This window comes from Citrobacter sp. S55_ASV_140, assembly GCF_018919505.1.
Taxonomy (GTDB): domain Bacteria; phylum Pseudomonadota; class Gammaproteobacteria; order Enterobacterales; family Enterobacteriaceae; genus Citrobacter; species Citrobacter werkmanii.
Genome location: NZ_JAHLQZ010000224.1, coordinates 1 through 5,789, shown reverse-complemented (window position 1 = coordinate 5,789; position 5,789 = coordinate 1). Strand labels below are relative to the sequence as shown.

Here is a 5,789-nt window from a genome sequence, read left to right as displayed (position 1 = left end):
GAATAAAGAAGTCGTACATTTCATCCTGCAACTGTTCGAGCACATTTTCATCGCGTTCGCGCAGCTGATCGAGAATCACCTGTTGATTCCCCTGGAAGCGGTTCACGATATCCGCAGCCTGCTTGATCCCTTTCACTTTCGAGCCATGTTCAGAAAGTACCGACAGCCCACGCTCGATCAAACGATCCAGCTCATCCACCACGTCCCTGTTCACATCGTTCAGTTTAGCTACGCGATAGAGGATCTCGTTTTGCACTGACTCATTCATGTAAGACAGTACCGTGGCCGAGATCTCTGGCGTCAGGAAGGCAAGAAATACGGCCTGTAGCTGCAAATGCTCTTCGGAGATCAGTATCGCCAACTGGCGCGGCTCCACCCACTGTAAACGCGCCATCCGCGAACGGATCTCATCGCCATAAATACCGTTGATCACGCTGCTGGCGATTTCTGTGCCCAGCGCTTTATTGAGGATCCCTTGCAGCATGGAACGCGATGCGCCGTTGATACCGCTTTGTTCGCGGAATTCATCAAAAAAGTTATTGATCACTTTTTTAGCTATGCTGGTTTTTACCCCAGACAGACGCGCCATGTTTTCACTCAGGCGAACCACCTCTTCGCGGCTGAGTTTTTGCATCACCGTGGCTGCCGCCTCCTCGCCCAGACACAGCAATAAAATTGCGGCCTGTTCCAGATAGCTATTGTTGCTGCCGTTATTTATTGTCAATTCGCTCATTGCTGGTAATCCATTGTCTGAGAACTTCAGCTACGCGATCGGTGTCGCTCATCGCCAGTTTTTGCAGGAACTCCAGCTTCACTTCCAGACCGGAGCTCTGCGAAGGCAGGCTATCGTCACCAGGGAAAGAAGGCAGTTCGATATTTTTACGTTCATCTTCAGCGGCCGCAAAATGGGGTTTGTCCGCAGGAATCGCGATCGGTGCGGCATCCAGCGCCAGCTCTGGCGCCGACGTCCGGCGACGTACGGCGGTCAACCGTTTCATGACCGGGCGAACAACAAACAGCAGCAACAGCAGAGCCAACAGACCGCAGCCAATCAGACGCACCCAGGCCAGAATGTCGTCATCTTTCCAAAAGGGGACCACCGGCTCGACGGGGATCGACTGCGGCACAAAATTAAGCAGCGATAAAGACAGATTGTCGCCACGCCTGGCATCAATCCCGGCGGCGTTATTCAACAGCGCCGTCAATTGCGTGGTTTGCTCCGGTTTCCAGTTCTTCAACGCAGGCGCGCTCTGGTTAAGTACCACAGCCACATTTAAACGTTTAATGTCGAAACCGGGATGCTGGATATGTTCAACGCTACGGTCCCAGGAGTAGTCGCGTTTGTTCTCGCTATGCTTTGACAACGCAGCGGGCTGGTTAGATTCCTCTGGCGCGCTTCCATTGGCGCCATTCGTCACTTGATTTGCCGCCACTGGAGGACGGTTACTCAGCGAGCCGGGGATCCCCATGGCGATTTGGCTGGTATCGCTATCGAGTACCGTCTCTTCACGGTTAACTTTTGGCGTGTCGCCGTAATGCTCCTGGGTTTCGTCGATATTGCTCAGATCGAGATCCGGCATCACGCTCACCCGGTAGTTGCCAGTGCCGACCAGCGAGTCGAGAACGTTTGCGAGGCTGGCGCGGGTCTTATCCTGAATATCTTTGAGGATCTGGTCGCGCTTACGCGTCGCCGCAGAAACCGCTTCACCCGCGCCAATACCGTCGGACAATAAATTCCCCGCCTGGTCGACAACGCTGACCTGCGAAGCTTTCAAATCAGGCACGCTGCCGGACACCAGGTGCACGATAGCATTCACCTTGTCCAGATCCAGCTTGCTGCCATAATGCAGACGCACCACCACCGAGGCGCTGTTTTGCGGCTCGTCGCTGACGACAAAGGAACTCTCTTCATTCAGCGCCAGATGCACTCGGGCGCTCTCGACGGCGTCCAGCGTCATGATGCTCTGCGCCAGTTCGCCTTCCAGACTCCGCTTGTAGCGAACGTTTTGCACAAACTGACTGGCGCCCAGCACTTCATCTTTATCCATCAGTTCATAGCCGCTGGGCAGCATGGCCTGAACGCCTTTCGCCGCCAGCGTCATTCGCGTTTTGGACAAGTCCTCTTCCGGAACCAGAATTTGTCCGCTTTGCGGATCGATGCGGTATTCCAGCTTTTCACCATCCAGCACGGTGACGATCTGCGAAACCGGGATATTCTCCTGGCTACCGTACAGCGAAACATAGCCGTGGTTGCCATTCCATAGCACGCTGACAATAATGGCGGTAGCCGCAACAGCCGCTGCCGCCAGTAACGCCAGTCGTTTATTACCATCCAGCCTGAAAGAGAAGGATGGTAAAAACTGAGTAACTTTTTTTATTAGTTCATTCATAGCGTTAGACTGACATGCTCATCAGGTCATTGAATCCGGAAGCGACTTTATTGCGTACCTGCACCAGCGCGGAAAACGATAACGATGCCTGCTGGCTGGCGATCATCGCCCCCGCCAGGTCGTCGCTTTTCCCCATCTCAATGGCCGTTTGTTTTTGTTCCGCAACCTGCTGGAACCGATCAACATGATTCAGCGCCCCTTGCATAACGCGGTCGAACGAAACCGGAGATGATGCCTGCTGGGCGTTAACCTGCATCGGCGAAAGGACGGGCGCTTGCGCGACCGCTTTCATCTGCTGCATGTCCTGCATCATTTGCGTCTGCATCGTACTGGCTGGGGCTATCGTATTTATGCTCATGACCTACTCTTAAAATTAGAAAAGCGTTCTCGGTACCACAGACTGATTCAGGAAAAGATCTCTATTCCCTGTTTTCTCATTGATGCCAGACGATAACGAAGCGCACGTGGGGTGATTCCTAATAAATCAGCGATTTTGGTTTTATTACCCTGATATTTGCGCATCAGGTCAGCGATATATTGATACTGCGCGCTACGACCATGCTGGCCCAGATTGGCGCTGGTGGTAATTTGCGCGCTGGGTTTAGGTTGCCATTGCGGCTCGCTCCAGGAATCGGACTCAATAGATGGCAGACCTAACGTATCTGGATAAATAACGCCATCACGATTAAGGATCATTCCTCGTTGAATCGCGTTCTCCAGTTGGCGTACGTTACCCGGCCACGCATAGCTGAGTAATGCCCGGCGTGACGATTCAGAAAGCTTGATATTTTTTACCAGCACCGTGGAGTATTTTTTAATAAAGGATTCCGCCAACGGGATAATATCTTCCATACGCTCGCGCAAGGGCGGCATCGTCAACGGAATCACTGACATGCGATAATAGAGATCTTCTCTGAAGCGTCCTGCCGCAACCTCTTCTTCAAGGTTTTTATTGGTGCAGGCAATTAAACGAAAATTTAATTTGATGAGACGGTTACTGCCTAAACGCTCAACCTGTTGTTCCTGTAATACGCGCAGTATCTTGGCCTGTAGCGCCAACGGCATATCACCGATTTCATCCAATAACAATGTACCGTTATTAGCTAATTCCATCTTTCCCGGTACGGTGGCCACTGCCCCGGTAAACGCCCCTTTATCATAACCAAAGAGCGTGGCTTCCAGCATATTTTCAGGAATAGCAGCGCAATTCACACCGATATAAGGCGCCGACGCCTCCTGCGCAAATGCAATCGAGTGGATAAATTTGGCGATACATTCTTTACCCGTACCGGTTTCGCCATGGATAAGTACTGGAACATTAAAAGCAGCAATACGTCTTGCCATTGAAAAAACGTTAATGCTGGAGGCTGCTTCGGCAATAAGTTCAAACATGATTATTTACACTTAGAAGTAAAGTTAACATCCGTTACGAGAAATATACAAATCATTCCAAAGCACAATCATCGAATAATAGATATCACCCGTGCCATGTCTTAATCCCATCCTTGCTCATGTTTTACCGCCCTTTCACAGGGCAGCCCTATCGGAGACTATTTTCAAATAGGGTTTTTCCTAAAAAAATACTATCACCGGTATCATTAACAATCTTAAATTAAAAGATAATAAAAATATTATTCCTTGAAAAACAAACAACTACAAGAAAATCAGCATAAAAAATAGACAGCAAGATAACCCTACGCAGCGACAGACTGTAGGCGGGCAACATCACGGATGTGTAATTAATTATTTTTTAATTATAGTTCATCACCATTAATAACTTGCAGAAGGGAGGGGTAAAATATCTAATATCCAGCCCTGGATCAGTGAAGAGCCCAGGTACTGCATTTCATATCTAATGGACTTCAACACTATGAGAATAGCGTCAAGGATGAGTAATAAATTAAATGGATTTGTATTTTCTTTGATAACCGCGGGATTTGATATCAACTCATCCGCCCCAGAAATTACAGCTGAGAAAGCGCACCATGCTGAAATATAGTCAAACGCCCGGAATCTTTAAACTTGAAGGAAACCGGCTTGGACGTCCATATCATCGTCTGCCGACTATGTTTACGGGAAGTTTTGATACAATTGAATCACATCTTGGAAACTATTTCCTGAAAAAACACCGCACAAATATAACACTAAAAAAAATACAGTGTGAGATGGATGTTATCAATAAAAGTGCGGAGTTATTAGTTTCTCAGGTTGGGCATCTGGCCTTTGATATCGACCGCGCATTATTGTTAATGTTATTAGGTAACTTTTATGGTCTGGCATCATCTCTCGCCGACGAGAAGTCGCAGGATGATTTACCAACCAAAACGGAAATCCGCTTGCGAAGCAGACTGGCGCTAGATATTTGCAATATCATTTTTAATAAAAATATATCTGGTATTCCACTGACGCTCAAACCCGACAGCAGCACCATACAAACCCACTGGGCTTATCAGCTTACATTTGTATTAGGTGATGATGAGAATTGCAGTTTCCGCATCTTACTGGACGATTCGCATACCGATTATATTCTGAATTTGATTCGCCGTAGCGAGCATGGAGAGAAAAAAAAGCAGATTGATAAAGCCAGCGCTGAAACGCGTAAAAAAACGCTGATCAAAGAAATCATTCATACGCTGCCGCTAACCATGAACGTGAAGATTGCAGAAATTCCTCTGAATGTTGCCGATCTGACGACGATTAAACCCGGCGATATTTTACCGATTGCGATGCCTGATACTTTCCCTGTTTATATCGGGAAATCCGAATTATTTAATGCCCTGATCGTAGAGGATAAAGACAAACTGTTTTTGTCCGAATTAACGAGCAAGACGGAGAAATCCTATGAGTAAGCCAGAAGATATTTTAGAGCAAGGCTTCGAGTTAGCCCCCGAAGCAACTACGCCACCCGCGCCGTCTGTCACTGAAAAGCTGGTAGCGCGTTTAGAAGACCGTTTTTCCGAGTCGATGTCATTACTCAAACGTATTCCAGTCACGCTAACGCTGGAAGTCTCCTCCGTGGAGGTGATGCTGGCCGATCTGCTAAACATTGATGACGACACCGTCATCGAGATGGATAAACTCGCCGGTGAACCGCTGGATATTAAGGTCAATAATATCCTGCTAGGTAAGGCTGAAGTGGTTGTGGTCAACGAAAAATATGGCCTGCGCGTCCTTGAATTCAACACGCATGAAATTAACGACCTGGCACCATGAAACGCGCGCCAACACTCACGCTCTTACTGGGTATCTCGTTACTCATCCTTTCTCCCTTTGCCTGCGCGCAAGGGGGAGATATCCCGTTGCTGAATGTAGTTTCACACGGAAATAGCCAGGAATACAGCGTAAAAATCCAGGTCCTAATCCTGATGACCCTGGTGGGCATTCTGCCTACCCTGGTGC

At 48.6% G+C, this 5,789-nt stretch carries 6 protein-coding genes and 1 pseudogene; 3 read left to right on the top strand and 4 right to left on the bottom strand.

Annotation, left to right across the window (positions count from 1 at the left end; translation table 11 throughout):
* From fliG to KQJ18_RS20880, 4 genes are all read right to left on the bottom strand, one after another.
* The coding region (fliG, locus tag KQJ18_RS20895; RefSeq protein ID WP_216422645.1) for a flagellar motor switch protein FliG at positions 1–733 on the bottom strand (733 nt) is incomplete at its 3' end.
* Positions 711–2,390, bottom strand: coding sequence for a flagellar basal-body MS-ring/collar protein FliF (fliF, locus tag KQJ18_RS20890; protein WP_216422644.1), 1,680 nt, complete (start codon positions 2,388–2,390; stop codon positions 711–713). The genes fliG and fliF, both read right to left, overlap by 23 nt.
* A gap of 4 nt (positions 2,391–2,394) precedes the next feature.
* Complete coding sequence (locus KQJ18_RS20885; RefSeq protein ID WP_038637576.1) at positions 2,395–2,748, bottom strand: flagellar hook-basal body complex protein FliE; 354 nt, start codon at positions 2,746–2,748, stop codon at positions 2,395–2,397.
* 47 nt (positions 2,749–2,795) lie between these two features.
* Complete coding sequence (locus KQJ18_RS20880; protein ID WP_038637572.1) at positions 2,796–3,782, bottom strand: sigma-54 dependent transcriptional regulator; 987 nt, start codon at positions 3,780–3,782, stop codon at positions 2,796–2,798.
* A gap of 593 nt (positions 3,783–4,375) precedes the next feature.
* On the opposite strand from KQJ18_RS20880, the gene KQJ18_RS20875 reads away from it, so the two are divergent.
* The 3 genes and pseudogenes from KQJ18_RS20875 to KQJ18_RS20865 form a co-directional block, all read left to right on the top strand.
* On the top strand, positions 4,376–5,239 hold the full coding sequence (locus KQJ18_RS20875) for a FliM/FliN family flagellar motor switch protein (RefSeq protein ID WP_038637570.1): 864 nt from the start codon (positions 4,376–4,378) through the stop codon (positions 5,237–5,239).
* Complete coding sequence (locus KQJ18_RS20870) at positions 5,232–5,603, top strand: FliM/FliN family flagellar motor switch protein (RefSeq protein ID WP_003838856.1); 372 nt, start codon at positions 5,232–5,234, stop codon at positions 5,601–5,603. The genes KQJ18_RS20875 and KQJ18_RS20870 overlap by 8 nt, the downstream gene beginning before the upstream one ends.
* Positions 5,600–5,789: pseudogene (locus KQJ18_RS20865) on the top strand (flagellar biosynthetic protein FliP); the annotation flags it as partial. The gene KQJ18_RS20870 and the pseudogene KQJ18_RS20865, both read left to right, overlap by 4 nt.

Bases quoted from the DNA above. Each gene is read 5' to 3' on its own strand.
- KQJ18_RS20885 (WP_038637576.1), bottom strand. From the start codon at position 2,748: ATGAGCATAAATACGATAGCCCCAGCCAGTACGATGCAGACGCAAATG.
- KQJ18_RS20870 (WP_003838856.1), top strand. From the start codon at position 5,232: ATGAGTAAGCCAGAAGATATTTTAGAGCAAGGCTTCGAGTTAGCCCCC.
- KQJ18_RS20880 (WP_038637572.1), bottom strand. From the start codon at position 3,782: ATGTTTGAACTTATTGCCGAAGCAGCCTCCAGCATTAACGTTTTTTCA.
- fliF (WP_216422644.1), bottom strand. From the start codon at position 2,390: ATGAATGAACTAATAAAAAAAGTTACTCAGTTTTTACCATCCTTCTCT.
- KQJ18_RS20875 (WP_038637570.1), top strand. From the start codon at position 4,376: ATGCTGAAATATAGTCAAACGCCCGGAATCTTTAAACTTGAAGGAAAC.